The organism is Providencia sp. (genome assembly GCF_052096715.1).
GTDB lineage: Bacteria > Pseudomonadota > Gammaproteobacteria > Enterobacterales > Enterobacteriaceae > Providencia.
Genome location: NZ_JBQDNB010000010.1, coordinates 40,820 through 59,169 on the forward strand (window position 1 = coordinate 40,820; position 18,350 = coordinate 59,169).

Consider the following 18,350-nt stretch of genomic DNA (forward strand, 5'->3'; position numbering starts at 1 on the left):
ATCTACTTATCGTATTCTTTTCATTAAATCGATTCGTTTTTAGTTATTAAAAATTCAAGTGAATACTTCATATGCACTGACATTATTGAGTTTAGTACTGGTTCAACTACTTAGAGTAGTAAATAACTTATTTTTTACCAAAAAACCAAATTAGTGCCCCACACAGCGCAATAAGTGAGCTACCAATAATATAGTTTTGCCTGTCAAATGCTAAACCCGCATCTATAATTTTTTCACCATACGACACGACAATACTCGCATCCATGCTGAAAGATGCAATAGCAGCGACAATACCAAGAAGAAAAAGAACGACGCCAAATGTTTTCATTCGTCACCACCTTAAGTTAATTTCACTGTTATATATTATATACCACTTTGATTTGTAAAAGATTGCGACCTACGACACAATCAAGAGAATCTTGACATCTATAACCAACGACGAGTGTGTTGGCTATACTGTTGCCATTCATCTTTAAACAATTCAGATAAATATTTTTCTTCTTGAGGGATGGTATAAAGATCTGTAATTAACCAAAACACGAGACCTGACACTAAAAAATAAGGGGAGTGCGTAAAAAATGAAAATGCTAAACTCATAGAGGTAAATGCTAGGTATAATGGGTTTCGAGATAAACGAAATGGCCCCCGAGTAATTAAATAGGCGGCTTTAGTGGCTGGATTTGGCGAGGTTTTATAACGCATAAAATAATACAGACTGGCTGATATCCATCCTAAACTTTCTAGTGCGATTAATATTCCAAGTATTCCCATCCAACCCGAGAAGCCCCAATAAAATGCATCTCGCAAAAAAAGATAATAAACAGCGAAGCCATTTAAAATTAGCCAATTTAACAATGGAAATTTGAAAATGCTCATCACATTACCCTGTAAATAAAATGACGTTATAAGCATATCATGAAAACGTAAAGATAATGGTGACCAATTATTTACAATTAAATAAGTTTAACTAAAACGTATTTTGATTTGGATGGCCTAATGTGAAAACACTTTTTAATCCTTCTAATCGTGCATATTCTTGTTGGCAAACAATATTGCGAACCTCTCCTGGCATAGTATCTACACGTGTTTGTATGCGAGCTAATTGATCATCCAAACTATTCATTCCTTTTACATCAACAATATCTTGGTTCATTTTCAAATACTCTGCAAAGCTGCGCAGGTTTCCCTCTAAGCTGGAGCAAGCATTATTCTTTGTCATCATTGAAGGCACAAAATAACTAACAGATTCAGGTAATATCTGAGAAATATTCGGGTATATATTTTGTTTCCACTGTTGAGGAAAGAGAATAAGCAACATAGCGATAGCTAAAATAATCAACATAAATGTACCCGCTAGTGTCGCTACTATATTTTTCATTGGCCATCCTATAATTCGTTTACTATTCGACTTCAATTAAAATTGAAACTAAAAATAGGATATACCGCATTGCGTAAAGTGATTTTTAAAATCAAAAAATCTATGTAAAGAAAACTCTAGCTTTATACGGCTATCTATAGAATTGACGGCAAACAAATAGAAACCAATCAAAAAATGACCTAATAATTAGTTACTTATTCAATCTACTCACAAAGTAACTTATAAAATATCGTCGTACTTTCAAATTCATTCTTTTCATTTGTCACAAATTTAGGGATTTTACCAACCTCAATATACCCTTGTTGGCAATATAAATATGAAGCTACATCGTTAGTTCGTGTATCTAAGACTAACAATGACCGATGGTTCTCTAAAGCAAACTTTTCTGCAAACTCCAGTAATTGCCTACCAATACCTTGCTGACGAAAATCAGAATGAACCATTAATTTTTCAACATCAGCTCTATGTAATCCATTCGCTTTTTGGCAAAATGATAGTTGTAATGCCCCTGCAATTTGTTTTTCTACATAAAATACCAATAACTTCCTGCTTCCAGCCAGTAAATCTGTTTCCACCTGTTGCCAATATTGCTTTGCGTCATATTGCTGTAATGGCGCAATAAAACCAACGGATGCACCACTTTTAACACAATCTATTAATAACGATTCAAGTGACTCTTCTTCATGTTGTATGGTTGAAAGTAATTTAATTGGCATATATGCACCTTTACGTTTAGCTACACCCTATTTCTTTTAACGAATTTACATAAAATATCAGTAAACGACATTACAGTCAGTATAATGAGTCCATATCGACATTATAGACACCCTGCTAATAGATGCCTTTGACCTTTTTATGACCCCCATAAAAAGGTTTTTTTTTGCCTTTCATTTTGGACACTTTTAACCCATACCCTCACTGCCTTGTTATATAAGATAATATTCAGGTTATTCACAACTGAACCCGACGGTTATCCACAGTTAATGTGAACAACTTTATTCATCAGTTGAATGATTTTTCTCCACGTAAATACTTAATCCCTAACTTGTTCCAACAACCTTAATCTGTAACCACCATCTGCTAATCTACAGATTCATAACAATTTTTGTTATAGTCCCATACATATAGTTTTTACATCGCACTTATTGATATCTGGAATTATTTATATGACAAATTTCCTAGAGCTTTTTCAAGCTGTTGGTATAGGGCTCGTTTTACTGCTACCACTTGCTAACCCTCTGACAGCCATTGCCGTTATGCTCAGTTTGTCAGCTAACATGACCAAAGAACAACGAAATCATCAAGCATTTCTCGCATCGATTTTCGTCTTTATTATTATGACTGTTGCTTTTTATGCAGGCCAACTGGTTATGAATACTTTTGGTATATCAATACCAGGTTTGAGAATTGCCGGAGGACTTATTGTCGCATTCATTGGTTTTGGCATGCTGTTTCCAAGTAATGATAATTCTGATGAAAATAACTCCCCTTCTTTAGATGATCCTAATGTCTCGAAAAAACGTCAAGAATCACCCAGCATTGCATTTGTTCCTCTGGCGATGCCAAGCACTGCCGGTCCCGGAACGATTGCAATGATTATAAGCTCCACGGCATCCTTACAAGGCGATGTTGGCTTTGCACCTTGGATACTCAAGGTAGCACCTGTTATTACTTTCGTGATTACTAGCTTAATTGTTTGGATAGGTTTAAGAGGAGCAACTTCAATTATGCGTTGGCTTGGAAACAGTGGAATTGATGCAATTGGCCGGGTGATGGGTTTCTTGTTGATTTGTATGGGAGTGCAATTTGTTATCAACGGTATCGTTGAAATTGTCGCGCAGCTCCCACACCTAATAACTGAATATCAATAGCTTATGGCTAATGCATTATAGGCATTTTTAACTTTCCATAAATAACGTGGAGCCTGTGATGCAGGGTGTTTAGCCTGTACGTGCTGATAAAACTCTTCAGGAGATAAATTATTAATCATAGCAATAGCTCTGCCTTTATCATTATCAAAAGTTCTTAATAACGCTCCAGCGCCATTTACGTATGCGACAACCGTTGCATAGTACATTGTTTGCGGATGATTAATGCCTGCTAAATGTTGCTCTTTTAAAATACGAATATAAGTAGTGCCAATATCAATATTCTTTCGTGGATCTTTTAAATCCCCAGAGGTAGGTTCACCAGATTTACCATGATAGCGATATGCATCACGCCCTGCCGTAGAAGCTTTTATTTGCATTAGTCCTATCGCGTTAGATTTACTCACAACTTCTGGCCTAAAATTAGATTCGACTTCAATAATGGCTCTGATTAAAGTCTCATCAACGCTATAGCGGGAAGCTGATTCTCGAATGAATTCATCGAATGGAGTACGAGGAAATGCCGTATTTTGTGTTGTGATTGGTTGTTGATTAGTGTTGTCCAACATACGCTGTTTTTTCACGGGGCGCTCGGAGGTACTTGAGCAACCAGCAAGTAGCAGAAGCACAAAGGCACTGCTTATCATTTTTTTCACTGTAGTAACCTCTGCGAATCAAGAAGATGAAAGAATAACTAATCACAAGAAAAATAAAATAATTTTTACTTAACTTTTACTAAAGGACGTGTTTTAGTCATAGATAATAGTAATCATAACCATAGATGAAATAACAAATTTAAATAGATAAAATGCTCTTTTCCATTATTTATACTCATTTTTCACAAATGATATTGATAATCATTATCAGTTGAGTTATAAAATATATTGGTTACATAACCACAGTAACAATACAGTTAAAATACAGTTAAAATACAGTTAAAATAATACTAAGCCAATAATATCAGGGTCAATTTTTATGAAGAACAAATTATCGCGATTATCTGCACCTCTACGAGCCATCCTATTTACTTTAGCTGCCATTTTATTTGTCAGCCAACCTGCTTTTGCTAAAAAGTTCAAAGTAGTCACTACCTTTACGATCCTGCAAGATATGGCTCAAAATGTAGCTGGTGACGCTGCTATTGTTGAATCAATTACTAAACCTGGCGCTGAGATTCACGGATATCAGCCTACTCCTAAAGACATTATGAAAGCTTATGACGCTGATCTTATTTTATGGAATGGCATGAATTTAGAAGTGTGGTTCCAGCGTTTCTTTGAAAATTTTCAAAATGTGCCAGCCGTTGTGCTAACTGAAGGTATTGAACCAATGCCTATCCGCGAAGGTGAATATAAAGATAATCCAAATCCACATGCGTGGATGTCACCTGCTAATGCAAAAATTTATATCGAAAACATTCGCCAAGCATTCGTTAAATATGACCCAGAAAATGCTGAGATTTATAATGCAAACGCCAAAAAATACGCACAGCAAATCGCAGAACTTGATGCGCCATTGCGTGAACGTCTAAATCGTATACCAGAAGATGAACGTTGGCTAGTTTCAAGCGAAGGTGCCTTTAGCTATTTAACTAAGGATTACGGATTTAAAGAAGTCTATCTATGGCCAATAAATGCAGAAGAACAAGGTTCTCCTCTACAAGTAAAAAAAGTCATAGATACCGTACGCAAACATAAAATTCCAGTTGTTTTTAGTGAAAGTACAATTTCGGATAAACCCGCACGTCAAGTCAGTAAAGAAACGGGCGCGAAATATGGCGGCGTCCTTTATGTAGATTCCCTTTCTACCGAAAATGGCCCTGTACCCACTTATATCGACCTATTAACGACCACTGTAGACACGATTGCTAAAGGATTTTCACAGTAATATGAGTAACTCAAATCAATACCAAAATCCAAATCTAGTCGTTGATAATGCGACGGTGACTTATAACAATGGTCACACCGCCATTTATGATGCAAGTTTTAATATCTCTGGTGGATCAATTTGCGCACTTGTTGGCGTAAATGGTAGTGGTAAATCAACACTATTTAAAACGGTGATGGGTTTAGTGACCCCATCATCCGGTAGTGTCACCCTAAACGATCAACCAATAAAAGCCGCTTTGAAAGAAAACATAATTGCCTATGTTCCGCAAACAGAAGAAGTTGATTGGAACTTCCCAGTATTGGTTTCTGATGTGGTGATGATGGGACGCTATGGAAAAATGGGTTTTTTCCGTATCCCTAAAAAAGAAGATAAAGAAGCCGTCAAAGTAGCATTAGAGCGAGTTGACCTTTCTGGGCTTGAAGACAGACAAATTGGTGAGCTTTCCGGTGGCCAAAAAAAACGGGTATTTTTAGCTCGAGCCCTTGCTCAGCAAGGTAAAGTTTTGCTACTAGATGAGCCTTTTACTGGTGTTGATGTCAAAACGGAAAATGCAATCATTGACTTACTGCGTAGTTTGCGTGATGAAGGGCATTTAATCTTAGTCTCTACTCACAATTTAGGTAGCGTGCCAGAATTTTGTGACCAAGTTATTTTGATTAATCGTACCGTATTGGCAAGCGGTCCAACAGAGACCACATTTACACAAAGAAATTTACAACAAGCCTTTGGTGGTGTTCTGAGACACATTAACCTGTCAGGTCAAGAACTACATGACGATGATGATCCACGCTCAATTACCGTTATTACCGATGATGAACGAGCAGCTGTTTTCTATGGTCACGACCATGATGCACCGGTTAGGAAAAACCAGCCTAAGGAATCAGAATGATTGAGTTGTTACTACAGCCTTTTGAGTACAACTTTATGGCGAAAGCTATCTGGGTCAGTGCCATTGTTGGCGCAGTGTGTGCTTTTCTTTCGGCTTATCTGATGCTCAAAGGCTGGTCATTAATGGGAGATGCACTCTCCCACTCGGTTGTTCCGGGTGTTGCAGGCGCCTATGCATTAGGCTTACCTTATGCCGCAGGGGCATTTTTTACCGGTATTCTGGCTGCACTTGCTATGACATTAGTTAAACATTTAACTCGTTTGCGTGAAGATGCAGTCATTGGTTTTATTTTTTCGACTTTCTTTGCCGCCGGACTGTTAATTGTTTCGCTAAACCCAACTTCAGTAAATGTACAAAGTATTATTTTTGGTAATATTCTCGGTATTGCAGACGCCGACGTTCTACAAGTCGAGATCATTATCGCTGTGTCGTTCGTGGTATTAATGTGCTTATGGAAAGATTTATTAGCTGTCTTTTTCGATGAAAGCCATGCCCGCTCGATTGGATTAAATCCGTTACGCTTAAAAATAATTTTCTTTACCTTATTAAGTGCCTGTACCGTTGCTGCATTACAAACTGTCGGAGCAATATTAGTCATTGCTATGGTAGTAACCCCGGGTGCAACCGCTTATTTGCTAACTGATCAGTTTAAACGTTTACTGATTATTTCGGTCACTATTGGCACAGTAACCAGTGCTGTTGGTGCTTATGCAAGTTACTTCTTAAATGGCGCGACGGGTGGCTTAATTGTCACATTGCAAACTGTTATTTTCTTACTTGCGTTCTTCTTCGCCCCTAAACATGGTTTATTTGCTTCTCGCCGTAAGGCACGAAAAGAAGTCGCAATCTTGCACCAAGAAAAACAACAAGGAGCCTCAAATGAGTGATTTTATTGACTTGTTGATGGCACCATTTGCATTTCCATTTATGCAAAAAGCCTTGATTACCGCCATTGTGACAGGCACTGTCTGCGCCATATTGTCTTGTTTTTTAGTTTTAAAAGGTTGGTCTCTAATGGGAGATGCGATTTCTCATGCAGTACTTCCCGGAATTATTCTTGCCTCTTTAATTGGGATACCTCTCGCCATTGGTGCATTTGCGTCAGGACTTTTTTGCGCTGTCGCAACCGGATACCTAAAAGAAAATAGCCGAATAAAAGAAGATACCGTGATGGGTATTGTCTTTTCGGGTATGTTTGCTATTGGTCTGGTTATGTTCGCAAAAATCGATACCGCACAGCATCTTACTCATATTTTGTTTGGTGATATTTTAGGTATTACCGATGATGAATTTAAGCAAATTTTATTATTTGCTGGCATCACAGTAGCTATCATTTTATTAAAACGAAAAGATTTCATGCTGTACTGTTTTGACCCTAATCAGGCTCGTGTCATCGGCCTTCCTGTCAAATTAATTCATTATGGATTACTTTCACTACTAGCCTTAACCATTGTGGCTTCGTTGCAAGCAGTTGGGATCATATTAGTCATTGCAATGCTAATATCCCCCGGCATCATTGCTTTCGTTCTATGTCGTAGCTTTGGCTGGATGCTGATTATTGCGGTAATTGCCTCTGTCACATCGAGTGTAATTGGGACTATTTTAAGTTTCCATATTAATGCAACCACAGGGCCGACTATCGTCGTGACTCAAGCGGTCTACTTTATTGTTGCATTAATATATAGCAAGTTAATTTTAGCCCGAAAAAAATCAAAAATTTCGACTAATAATAAATTGCACGCTGCTTAAGATGTTATAAAAAATAGAACTAAATAAAAAAGGCCGAGTCAGGATATTTACCCTATTCGGCCTTTTTATTTGTCATTATCGTACTAGTAGTGAATTTATTTACTCATCGTACGAGGGCGGTTATATAGCACCTTATTGTGACTTTGATTTTGTTCATTCTGATTTTCATACACTTTCATTTCGCCACTGCCGGCAGCTAGCGCACGTTCAACAACTAATTCCCCGTCTGATGTACTAATAATTTCTTGCAACTGTTGATGTTGGCTACACCATATTGCATCTACATCTTTGTCTCGGTTAATATCTCTATCAGCTGAAAAAGCCACTGTACGTGTTTGAAAACGCGTTTGAGTTCCCCCTAATTCCAATCCATAACCTGGAGTTGAAGGATGTGTCACAACCACTTTTCCATCATCTAGCCATGACTTAACTGCATTATCGTTAACTTGATAACCTAATTGACTCAGACCATCTAATACCGTTTTTCTCTGCGCTTGAGCAATGATTTTCTGTTCCGCTTGCTCAATAATTACCTCAAGTTTTTCAATCATTTGTGTATATTGAATCAAGGTACCACTATTCATCAGTTTTAATGCATCCTCAATCACGGTACGGTCTGCATTTTCAAAAATAGCTAATTCATCAATTAATTGTTCAATTCTATCAACTAATTCTATTTTTTGCTGACTCTCTCTCAGCTGAGAAGCCATTGTTAATAGGAGTGAATCTGCACGCAAATGACGTTTTGAGCTTTGTTCCATTGCCTGAATCAAATTAAGCTGTTGCTCACTACTTTGAACTTCCTGAGTCGTACCGATTTGTTTTAGTTTTTCAATCATCAGTGCAATTTGTTCGCACTGTAAAGAAAATGGACTTTTGGGGGTACCACTATGCCAGAATTGCTTAACCTCTTCCGATTGCGCTTTTAATTCGCTCAATAACTGCTTTTCAACATCAGTTGGTTGTGTCGAATTAATTTCTAATACAGAAAGTGCGCGGAAAACTAACAGATTCATCTGCTCGACACTTAAACTACTCGCTTGTTCTAGCGCTGAAATCAAATCCGTTTCTGTTGGTAACTGCTGGCGAAGAAGTGCAATGAGCTCAATATAATTACGTTGTCGATATATCTCAGTCCTTGCGTTTAACGCTTGTTGATCAAGCCTTTTTTCCCTGACATCACGCATTTCCTCCATCAAAACCACAGTAAATTCTTTTACATCTTTATTGAGTTGTACTAAATGACGAGACGTCTGTTTTGCAATTTCTAGGGCATCCCTCTCAATTTTTGTATATATCGTATTGAGTTGTGAAATTCGCTTTTCGTTATAGTTTCCCTGTTGACTCAATTTTTGCCATTGTTTGAACAAACGATTCATCACCGCAAGCTGGCGACGACATTTGATTTCATTCATTTCTCTAACGGTAATGCGGTGAACGGATGAACTCATCTCTAAGCTACCTAACTGTTTTGGTTACAAATGCTCGTCATTGACGTCTTTGTGGTGGATGAAAGTAATAAAGCTTGATTCACAGCCTCAAATAAATGTTGTTGTGCCATAGTGCGGTCATAATACCATTCCTTGATGGAGACACGATGACACACTGGAACCACTTGTTTTAGCACCATTTTACGCCATAATTCTCTTGCTCGCGCATTTTTCAATAAAGGATGAAAGGGCATATCGCACTCAATACCAATTAGAAAATTGCCGCTATTTTCATCCTCAATTAGGCAATCAAAATAAAATAAATCTGTCTGTTTTGATTGAGCAATTTTCCAGCCATTTAACTGAATAAATGCTTTAACAGATTCAATAAATGCATCTTGCTGATGATAACTAGATTCAATCGCAGTCTGAGTATGGCACATACGATTAAGCAAACGTTCATTCTCTTTTTGCATTAATGGGTTACATGCATTTGTCGCATAGGCTAAATAGCCTTGAAGATAATCGCGAGGGATATCAGGCTTTCTAAAGGTATTCAATAAGTCAGAAATTTCATCAATTGGCATTGATGACATAATAATGACTTGTTGACGGGCTCGCGTAATCGCAACATTTAAACGACGTTCCCCTCCTGTTTGCCCTAATACACCGAAATTTCGTCTAAATGTCCCTTGGGCATTTCGTCCAAAAGTGGTCGAGAATAAAATAACGTCCCGTTCATCACCTTGTACATTCTCTACATTTTTCACAAAAAATGACATATCCTCATCATTTTTCTGCCGCTGGTTTTCTTGTGTATAAGCTTGTAAGAAATACTCATCTTGTTGCGCTTTAGCTCGAATATGTTGATTAATTAATTGTGCTTGCTTTTGATTAAACGTTACCACACCAATTGAAGGACGTTTTTCGAACGGCATTTGCCAAATTTTTTCTAGATGCTCAACAACGGCAATAGCTTCCGCTTCATTACTTTGATTGATATAAGTACCACCCACGGAAATTAAATGTAGTGGTTTTATTTTATTAATTGCGGTTGTTGAAAGCTGCGCTGGAATATTGAGACGATTTTCATAGAAAGCAAAATTTGAAAAATTAATTAGCTCTCGATAAGCAGAACGATAATGAATATCCAAAGTATGTACTGGTAATACAGTTCGGGCTAAATGCAATAAGTCTGGACAATCTGTGATTTGACGATAGTCCCATTGAGCATCAGCTTGATCTTGCTGCTCATCAAACTCTTCATCATTGTCCTCTTCTTCTATCTGTTTACCCGTAAAAAACTTAGAAGGTGGCATCTGTTTTTCATCGCCACTTACAATAGCTTTTTTTCCTCTAAACAGAGTCGAAAGTGCAAACTCAATTGGCATTTGTGAAGCTTCATCATAAATTACGCTATCAAACATTGCCGCTTTAAGCGGTAAGACTTGGCTTGCAACATCAGGTGTCATCAACCAAATTGGGCGTAACTGCATTAATCCCATTTGGCTCCCTTCGCTAATAAATTCACGTAAACGCCTAGCACGAGGTCCGGCCAAACGCGTAATCTCTTCCCAATCCCGTCTCGACGCTAATTTCTCAATTTCAATATTTAGGGGAAGCGCTTGTTTATTAAAATCATGTAATTGCTTTTGAGCGTCTGTTAGTTGAGCCACATCTGACATAAACTGTAAATTATCCATTGCTAAAGCCGGTCTTTGCACTTCAAATTGTCTTTTTACGTAGATAAAAAATTCATATTTAATGGATTGAATTAATTCGTCAACCCAATCGCTTTCAACATAAGATGCCGTATCACCAAGCTTAGAATGCATTAAAGACAAGAAATACCAATGGCTATCAGTAAAATGCGCAGTTTGTTCTCTAAACAATTGAAATTTAGCTAGTTTAGGTAGCTCATTATTTAATTTCTCAAGCTCATTTGCCAGCGACTGTCCTAAATCGATCGCTTGACTAAATTGTTCAAAGCTCTCTTCTGTGAATGCATTTTGTAATACATGTAATAACCGTAAACTTTTTGCCTGCATTGTCGCTTTTAAAATAGCAGATTTAATTTCTAAGCATTGCTGAGTAAATATAAGCTGAGTAAATTCAGCCTGTGGCTGATTGGTTATCCCATTAATAATATGCTCCTGCTCGGGATATTGAGCTAATATCACCGCTGAGGATTCAACCTGTTTTAATTGTCCAATCAAAACATGCAATGCTTGCCGCCATTCACCATTTTGGGTATTAGTTTCAATGGACAATTGTTGATAAAACGGTAAAAGCTCTTGATATAACAAGCGCCACTGTTGTTCAACTTTGATATTTTTAAGTAAAACAATGAGTTTTTCTTTATCGCCAAACATTCCACTGGAGGCGATAAAGTTATTTAATCGACCTTGACGCTGATAATAAAATGGATTGATGAAACGGAAGAATGAACCTTCGAGTTTATCGGTAATAGCCCATGATAATTGTGCTAAAACTTGATTATTTACTGGTGCCAATAATTGAAATAATAAAGGATCGCAACCTAAGTCATCAATGGCTAATAATCGTTGATTTAATTGTTCGAGTTGAGCAATTAGACTATTTTCCACCCGCTCATCATCTCGCCGATTTAGAAACAGTACTAACCATTTCGATAAACATTGCCACTGTTCCACTGATTGTGATAACAAATGTTCTTCACATTGCTTAATCGCTTGCTCATGATTAGTTAACTGTGTAATCGTTATTTTGTTATAAGCAGAAGCATAAGCCTGTTCACGTTCCTTTTCTATTTGGATAAACGGCACAATATATTGATTAACTAATTCATATTGCAGATCATTGACTGAAAATTGTGCTAACTTTCTTAACGCACTATTTTCATAGTCAAGTTGCCACCATTGTAGGCCATGTTGTCTTAAATCTTCGGTTAATACCTCAAGACTGTGTTTATTTAATAAACATAAATGTTCGGTAATTTTTTCGTTATCAAAATAATAATGTGATTTTTGCTCTAATTGAATTAGCCCTGTGAGCGCCTCTTTATATGACAACTTATATGTATTATCGACCTGATACATTGATTGATAATAATGGTCTAGTTTTTCTTCAAAACGTTGAATACGAGAAACTAGGTACAAACGCTGTTCTAGCCAATTTTTTTCATTATTTTCCTTGGCCCATAGCTGCTCAATTTGTTCTCTAACCGCTAAAATAATCTCTCTGCTTTTTTGGTTCTGATTAACCATCAGCACTCTGTCTGATAAACCACTCGCAACCAACCGCTTATAAACTACCTCTAATGCAGCAGGTTTTTGGCAAATCACTAATGCTGTTTTTTGTAAACCAATTGCATCTGCAATTAAACTCACAATAGTTTGGCTCTTTCCTGTTCCTGGCGGCCCTTCAATCAATAGCCCAGTATTGGTACGAGCGGTATTTACAATTTGTTCCTGTGAAGGATCGAGTAATGAAAGTGTGAATTGATTGATTGTAGATGCGTCAAAATGGACATCAGTCGAGCTGGATTTTTCGTTATCGCTAGAATGTAAAGGCAAGTTCAACATCGTGGCTAGAGCGGTTTGGTTAATCGGCAATGAGGCGATTTGCTGTAAGTCACTGCTCATTGCTTGACCAATAAATGAAGTATGGAACAACACAGCCGAACACACAATTTCAGCACTATTATCGGCGATTGCGTCGTCAATTATCGGTAACGGGGTCAAAATTGATTGTTTTACAGGCAATAAAGATGACAACGTATCCATAATATCTTCAATACTTAACCCTGATTTCGATAGTAATTTATCTAATACTTTTTGCCATTCATTGACAGCAGGGATCCCTACAAAATTAGCTAACGCCGGATTTAAACGAATTGCTGCTCTTTCATTATCGAAACTTAATTGAATTGGACGATTTTGAGCAATTGATGACAACAATGATACTGGCCACAAAAATAACGGGGCAATACGTGGTTTCACAAGATTCGGCTGAGTGTTAATCAATAAGAATGGAAAGCCAAGATACATGCCATTAATACCAGTATCTCTTTGATATAACTGCGTATTAGACTGTAGAATACGTAAGCGATTATTGACACCACTTCGTTGTAATAATAAGTCACTATCAATAGATACGCCGCTTTTTTTTCGGTTAATAATATGTTCGAGTAACACACTAGCACTATGTGCTGATGAGCTATGCAAAGAATTATCACATTCGGTTAGATCAACTCTGCCTGTATTTTGCGTTAAACGCATACGAACTAAACTACCGCGTTGGGTGACAGAAATGAGTTTTTGCGAGAAAAAATGTAATACTTCTAAGATATATTTTTGTGATTCCGGAACTTGCCATTGATTTATAGGCACAGCCAACATCACTAATATTTTATTCAATGGTAAGCGACGAGTTAATAGATATCGTTCAGACCAGCTATCTAATTCTGCAATTCCAATTCTTTTAAAATCACTCAAACATTCACTCAATAATGAATATAACTCATTGCGAGGTAATAAAAGCTGCTGTCTCGCACTATCATCATTAAAATTATCAACATCATGTTGTTTCGCTAATACTGATGCTTCATTAATGATAGTTTCGAGGGATATTAATTGACCAATATCTGCACTTAATAACAAAATATAATCGACATCTTGTTTATTTTGACGATCAAATAGCGCTTGTAAACTTTCATTATGTGAATCAGGAAATTGCTGGTGAATAATATCCCAACGGGCTGCTAATTGGCTTATAGATGTAATCAGTAAATAAAGCCGTAAGCTTTGTTCACTCAATAATATATTTTGTTGTTGTGCCCGCTGACGAACTTGATTTTGGCGATAATACAGCTGAACCAACCAATGCTGAGCATCAATCGCTTGTATATATTGACTTAATGGTTCACAAATAAGTTGATAAGCTAATGAAGGATTATCAAGTAACCATGATGGTGTAATAATCTCGCCACGATAGACAAATGGCATATTAGGATTGAGTATCTTCAACGCCAAAGTAAGTCTAATACTGTCGTCCATATCTTGATGAACTTGCATATCAACCAAGTTCTGTAATTGCTTAATCACCTGATTTGCATTAGTAAATTTAGCGACCCATGAGCTAATTTCACCACGCATCAATAATTGAACAGCCTCATCCCAATGCTTTTTCTCACCCGCCACCATCGCAAATGCATCGAGTTGACTGAACTGAAAACTAGCAAATTGGATTTGATGATTTTGTGGTTGAAAATTCTCGATTGAAGATTCAGGAGCCTGGACAGGATGACCTTGCAACCAAGCAGAAACTTGTGGCCACTGCCAACGCAAAAAGCGATCGCGGCACAATAACCCACGAAGTAACAATTGTGTATTGCTATCAATATCATCAGGTAAATCAATACCATTGGTCATAACTTGAATCAAAAAGGCATTATCTTGAATATGAGCAAAGCACTCACCTTGAGTCAATTGCTCAAGTAAAATAATCCCCAAACTCCACCAGTCTGACGCTGCACTCACTCCCCCAGCCAATGTTTCAGGCGCGCTATAACGGGAAATATCTAAAGGAGATACAATATCAAGATCAAATTCAGATAAGCATGCAGAACTATATTCAATCACAACAATATCAAGAGGATCACGACTGCGGATCAATAAATTTGATGGATGCAAGTCGCGATGCCGCAATCCGTGTTCAGTAAAAGCAGCAATCGCTTGGCCCATTTCTTCAATTAATTTTGGGATCTCAGTGGGCTGCCAAAAGTCACCTTGTTCGATAAATTGGCTCAATGAACCACCGCTAAGGCGCTCAGTGACATGCCAAGCCCGTTGTTGCCAGCGACCAATTTGATAAAATTCAGGAACATGGTCGGTAGGAATTAATTTTAGTACTTGATAAACAGCAGGATCGGGTTCTTCACCTTTTTGATAAAGCGTGAGAATGCCACATTGCCCTGTCGTTATATGGTTAACCAGATAGCGTTCTCTTGTACTATCAATCCCATTAATACGCTGCTCTAATTGCCAATCACCAATAATTTGTTTTGGCGATTCAGGAGCAAGCGCGTCTGTGTTTTCATGTACATGGGATGGTGCAGCGTCAGCGCCACAAGTAAAACAGATGAAATCACCGTCGTTCATAGGATGACCATTGGTACAAACAAGCGATGATAACGACGGATTATCTGTATTTATTGATTCCGTTTCAACAACTGGTATGTCAATAAGACCAACACTTTCACCCGTTAATGGTCGCCAACCGGACTCATGAATAGGCTCAAGCGTTAAATCCCAGCCACAGGTTTTACTGTTATTTTGTTCAAGATTAATCATCCCTGCGCAAAAAATTTCAGTTAAAGGGCGTTCTGTATGGCAATGGGGGCAAAAGCGTATCATGGTCATCCGTTGTTCCAATATCGTTATTTTTTTAGTTGTTTTAATGGTTGTTCTTGCTGCTCAAGTAATAATCGTAAACGCTGCATATCATCACGCTGAGGAATACCGGTTAGAAAAATCCGTCCCGTTTCATCAACTGATAAATCCAAAACTTTATCTTTTGTAGTCATCGTTCTTTCGTACTGCTCAAAACGTTTTCGACCTAGCGCTGTTAACATATGTAATTGTTGGTTATCACTACCTCTGAGTATTTTAGTTTGTGTCGCTTTAACTTGAAAAGGCTCGCTGATCAGCGCATCTATTAATCCTTTCATATCAGAAACTTGCGACTCGATTTTATGCCACTCATAACCGCTATAAACTAAAATATCTCCTTGAGAAATTTTGCGTATTGCAACTAACAAAGAATGCAAGGCCTCAGGTTGCTCAAAGGGTTCTCCTCCAGAAATAGTGATACCATCGGCAAAAGGCAACCAATCTTTCATTTGTTCAACCAGTACCTCAACCGTGATGCCATTATTTTTTACAGACCAAGTATCCGGCGATAAACACCCTTTGCAGCGTAGAGAGCAACCTTGCATCCAAATACCAATACGGTTACCTGGCCCTAATGTTGTGACTGGAAAATGCATGCGAGACAAACTAATTTCCATTACATTAATTCACCACAGGAGATAACGAAATTTGAGTTGTTCCGCCAAGAACAATATCAGTGATTTGATAAGCAGTACCGACTTGTAAATCGTTATCAAAAATTGCACGGGACAATGGATTAATTAAATGAGTTTCGAGTTGGTTGCGAATACCGCGCCCACCATTGGACAAGTCAGTTAAACAGCAATTATTGAGTATTTGTTTAGCGTTATTTGATATCGATATAACCAATCCTTGCTTCTCTATACCTAAAAGAATACTACTCACCATTTGCTCGAAAATTTGTTCAGCAACATCAGGACGAATAAAATCAAAAACAATAATATTCTCACCAATACGATTAAGTAATTCAGGGCGATTCAACACTAATTTAAAATGACGTTCTATCTCACTTTTAACATTTCTAGTCACGGTTTCAAAAGGTTCATGAGGCTGTACGTTGGCAACTCGTTCCCCATTACTATCAAGTCGATAGATACCTAAATTTGAAGTAAAAATAATTAAAGATTCAGAGAAATAAACACGGTCGCCTCGCCCCGATGTTAAAACACCATCGTCAATAATTTGAAGAAACTTATCCATTAAATGAGGATGTGCTTTTTCAATTTCATCAAATAGAACAACACTAAATGGCTTTTCTCGAATTGCATTAGTCAATTCACCGCCAGAATCATAGCCAACATAACCTGGAGGAGCGCCAATTAGCCGTTGGTCAGCATGTTCGGCACTGAATTCAGACATATCGAAGCGGATATACGCATTTTCATCACCAAAAAGTAATTGCGTAACCGTTTTTGCGAGCTCTGTTTTACCAACCCCTGTAGGTCCTGCTAAAAATACCACGCCTCGGGGACGCCCACCTTTATTACTTCCCACACCAGTCATTGCGCGTTTAATAATATCTAATAAATGGGTGACCGCATGTTGCTGGCCTTTAACTCGACGTTGAATAACGTCTGGCGCATGATGGATTTTTTGTTTATCAATTTTCTTCCAAGGGTCTTCGGTGATCCCGACTTTATAACGACGGACGGCATCACCGATTCGAATAACATCTACGTTTTCAATTCGTGCCAATTGAATAATTGCTGTTAAATCAAGTAATAACAATCCTTCTGTCTCATCGATAAAGTCATTTAAAAGACTTTCTTTTTCTGGCTCGCTAATTTGAGTAAAACCAGATAATGATCCTAACAATGTAGGCGCAAGTATACGCCGTATTTGACTATCCGGTTTTGCTACAGGAATTGCACGGATACGGGGGTTATTCACCAAGAACCAATCAGGTAAATCCGTTTCTTTTTCAACAATCCAAAATAATGAATTATAAAACGGTAAGTTATTCTCTCCAGCAGGACGAGCTTTCACTTGGTGTGAAGCCACTAATGCGCGCGTAAACAAGCCGTGTTCTGCTGGTGTTAAGTTATCTCGATGAGAAATTAAACATGAGGCAAAATCAATACAAAGTGCAATAGGTTGCTCTTTATAGTTTACAAACTTATCTAATATGTGATTGAGCATATCAATGCCACCTGCCGCTTTATCATCTGTGGTATTAAGGCCCAGATTTTGCATCAGCAAAGCGCCCTCTTGCGCATTATGCGCTAGGTTTGGTACCCATTGAAAACCCAACAATGGCGTATAGGTAATGATATGCGTATAACCAATTTCAAATAAGCTATTAAATAGCGATTGATTAAACGGTAAAGGCGTCACAATATTTGGTGCTATTTCACTGGCTTGTAAATCTCGAACATTACCAAATAAAACAAACTGGCTTTTCAATGGAATAAATCGAATTAAATCTCTTAACCAGCGTGGTTTTTCAAAATCAGCGCCCATATCATCCCTTATCTCAATCTTGATTTTGTTTGTCAGTTTACCTTAGATTGTGAATCAAAAGCTCGCTGATATTGTTTTGTATCCAGATTATCTGAACATTCTCAATTTAGATAAATTGTGATGTACTTCATTTACTGTGTCTTAGAATTATATACAGACAAAATATCCTGCCAATTATTTCGTGATAGGCTCTTCTTTTTATACAATTATCACTATTAATTCCTAAACTGTCGCTATAGTATTGTATTAATGAAG

General features: G+C 37.6%; 14 protein-coding genes. 5 read left to right on the forward strand and 9 right to left on the reverse strand.

Going from position 1 to position 18,350, the window contains the following annotated elements; all coding sequences use genetic code 11:
• Positions 1–127: 127 nt before the first annotated feature.
• The 4 genes from ACTH6U_RS10030 to ACTH6U_RS10045 form a co-directional block, all read right to left on the reverse strand.
• Positions 128–328 carry a hypothetical protein gene (locus ACTH6U_RS10030; protein WP_294107465.1) on the reverse strand — a complete coding sequence of 67 codons (201 nt, stop codon included), beginning with the start codon at positions 326–328 and terminating at the stop codon, positions 128–130.
• 98 nt (positions 329–426) lie between these two features.
• A complete protein-coding gene (locus ACTH6U_RS10035; protein WP_294107467.1) occupies positions 427–876 on the reverse strand; it encodes a methyltransferase family protein in 450 nt (149 codons plus the stop codon).
• Positions 877–967: 91 nt separating this feature from the next.
• A complete protein-coding gene (locus ACTH6U_RS10040) occupies positions 968–1,378 on the reverse strand; it encodes a hypothetical protein (protein WP_294107469.1) in 411 nt (136 codons plus the stop codon).
• A 203-nt stretch (positions 1,379–1,581) separates the two neighbouring features.
• Entirely contained in the window at positions 1,582–2,094 is a 513-nt protein-coding gene (locus ACTH6U_RS10045) for a GNAT family N-acetyltransferase (protein WP_441832120.1), read from the reverse strand.
• A gap of 450 nt (positions 2,095–2,544) precedes the next feature.
• Between ACTH6U_RS10045 and ACTH6U_RS10050 the strand changes: the two genes are divergently transcribed.
• Positions 2,545–3,249 (forward strand): MarC family NAAT transporter, encoded by a 705-nt coding sequence (locus ACTH6U_RS10050; RefSeq protein WP_294107865.1) that lies wholly within the window; start codon positions 2,545–2,547, stop codon positions 3,247–3,249.
• On the opposite strand, the gene ACTH6U_RS10055 is transcribed toward ACTH6U_RS10050, so the two are convergent.
• Positions 3,243–3,902 carry a transglycosylase SLT domain-containing protein gene (locus ACTH6U_RS10055; protein ID WP_441832121.1) on the reverse strand — a complete coding sequence of 220 codons (660 nt, stop codon included), beginning with the start codon at positions 3,900–3,902 and terminating at the stop codon, positions 3,243–3,245. The two genes, ACTH6U_RS10050 and ACTH6U_RS10055, sit on opposite strands and share 7 nt — an antisense overlap.
• Positions 3,903–4,221: 319 nt before the next feature.
• On the opposite strand from ACTH6U_RS10055, the gene ACTH6U_RS10060 reads away from it, so the two are divergent.
• The 4 genes from ACTH6U_RS10060 to ACTH6U_RS10075 are packed head-to-tail and all read left to right on the forward strand — an operon-like array spanning position 4,222 to position 7,774.
• Positions 4,222–5,133 (forward strand): metal ABC transporter substrate-binding protein, encoded by a 912-nt coding sequence (locus ACTH6U_RS10060; protein WP_441832122.1) that lies wholly within the window; start codon positions 4,222–4,224, stop codon positions 5,131–5,133.
• Position 5,134: 1 nt separating this feature from the next.
• Positions 5,135–6,025, forward strand: a complete 891-nt coding sequence (locus ACTH6U_RS10065; RefSeq protein ID WP_336430824.1) for a manganese/iron ABC transporter ATP-binding protein — start codon at positions 5,135–5,137, stop codon at positions 6,023–6,025.
• Positions 6,022–6,912, forward strand: coding sequence for a metal ABC transporter permease (locus ACTH6U_RS10070; RefSeq protein WP_336430825.1), 891 nt, complete (start codon positions 6,022–6,024; stop codon positions 6,910–6,912). Before ACTH6U_RS10065 ends, ACTH6U_RS10070 begins: the two co-directional genes overlap by 4 nt.
• Positions 6,905–7,774: a metal ABC transporter permease gene (locus ACTH6U_RS10075; protein ID WP_441832123.1), complete on the forward strand. Its 870-nt coding sequence runs from the start codon at positions 6,905–6,907 to the stop codon at positions 7,772–7,774. Before ACTH6U_RS10070 ends, ACTH6U_RS10075 begins: the two co-directional genes overlap by 8 nt.
• 95 nt (positions 7,775–7,869) lie before the next feature.
• Here ACTH6U_RS10075 and ACTH6U_RS10080 read toward each other — a convergent pair whose 3' ends face one another.
• The 4 genes from ACTH6U_RS10080 to ACTH6U_RS10095 are packed head-to-tail and all read right to left on the reverse strand — an operon-like array spanning position 7,870 to position 18,095.
• Positions 7,870–9,225 carry a hypothetical protein gene (locus ACTH6U_RS10080; RefSeq protein ID WP_441832124.1) on the reverse strand — a complete coding sequence of 452 codons (1,356 nt, stop codon included), beginning with the start codon at positions 9,223–9,225 and terminating at the stop codon, positions 7,870–7,872.
• Between the two features lie 11 nt (positions 9,226–9,236).
• On the reverse strand, positions 9,237–15,605 hold the full coding sequence (locus ACTH6U_RS10085; protein ID WP_441832125.1) for an AAA domain-containing protein: 6,369 nt from the start codon (positions 15,603–15,605) through the stop codon (positions 9,237–9,239).
• A 17-nt stretch (positions 15,606–15,622) separates the two neighbouring features.
• Entirely contained in the window at positions 15,623–16,252 is a 630-nt protein-coding gene (locus tag ACTH6U_RS10090) for a 4Fe-4S single cluster domain-containing protein (protein WP_441832126.1), read from the reverse strand.
• Between the two features lie 4 nt (positions 16,253–16,256).
• Positions 16,257–18,095: an AAA family ATPase gene (locus tag ACTH6U_RS10095; RefSeq protein WP_294107484.1), complete on the reverse strand. Its 1,839-nt coding sequence runs from the start codon at positions 18,093–18,095 to the stop codon at positions 16,257–16,259.
• Positions 18,096–18,350: the final 255 nt, after the last annotated feature.